Raw genomic sequence first — 1,092 nt, 5'->3', positions numbered from 1 at the left:
AATCGGAGGGTGGAGCAATATGGAACGGCAGAGAAAGCATTGGTTGAGCGCGAAGCAGAAGGACGAGATCTGGAGGATGTGGCGCGAGGGTGAGTCGTTGAGTGCAATCGCGCGCATGCTCGAGCGGCAGCCGAGTGGGGTTTATCGGGTTGTGCACAAGACCGGTGGAATCTCCCCGGTCGCCCGCACACGATCGGCGCGAGCGCTGACGCTTGCCGAACGCGAGGAGATATCGCGGGCCCTTGTCACAGGCGCATCGATGGGTCAGATTGCACTGCAACTGGGGCGCTCGAAATCGACCATCAGCCGGGAGATCTCGCGTAATGGCGGTAGTCACAGGTATCGGGCGCACGAGGCCGATGCGAACACCTGGGAGCGTGCACGGCGGCCCAAGGCGTGTGCGCTGTCGGGCAATGCGCGCCTGCGCCGGCTGGTGGCGGCCAGGCTCAAATTAAAATGGGCTCCTGTACAGATAGCAGGGTGGCTCAAGCGCGAGTTCCGGGTCAACAAGGACATGCAGATATCTCACGAGACGATTTACCGAAGCCTGTTCATCCAGGCGCGCGGGGTGCTTAAAAAGGAGCTCGTCGAGCATCTTCGTACGAACCGTACGATGCGCCAGGCGAAGAGCGCCTCGGCAAGCGGGCAGAACAGGGGCAAGATAATCGGGGCAGTGTCGATCAGCGAAAGGCCAGCAGAGGTGGAGGACCGCGCGGTACCCGGCCATTGGGAAGGCGATCTGCTGGCGGGCTCGAACAACACCTACATTGCGACACTGGTGGAGCGGCACTCGCGTTATGTGATGCTGGTCAAGGTGGCAGGCAAGGACACGGCCAGCGTGGTGTCGGCGCTGATAAAACAGGTGAACAAACTGCCGAAACAACTGCGTGGGTCACTGACATGGGACCGGGGAACCGAGATGGCGAGCCACCGGAACTTCACGATTGCCACGGACGTACAGGTGTATTTCTGCGATCCGCGAAGCCCATGGCAACGAGGCAGCAACGAGAATACGAATGGCCTGCTGCGTCAGTACTTCCCCAAAGGCAAGCCGGTGGACGGCTATTCGCAGGCAGACTTGAACAAGGTCGC

General features: G+C 60.8%; 1 protein-coding gene. It reads left to right on the top strand.

Annotation, left to right across the window (positions count from 1 at the left end):
• Nucleotides 1-19 precede the first annotated feature (19 nt).
• On the top strand, nt 20-1,092 hold a 1,073-nt coding region (locus PQQ52_RS34600), incomplete at its 3' end, for an IS30 family transposase (RefSeq protein WP_408221524.1).

The sequence above is a fragment of the Paraburkholderia sediminicola genome, from assembly GCF_046030555.1.
Lineage (GTDB): Bacteria > Pseudomonadota > Gammaproteobacteria > Burkholderiales > Burkholderiaceae > Paraburkholderia > Paraburkholderia sediminicola_E.
Note: the sequence above shows the minus strand (reverse complement) of the source record. Positions and strands in the feature narration are given on the sequence as shown.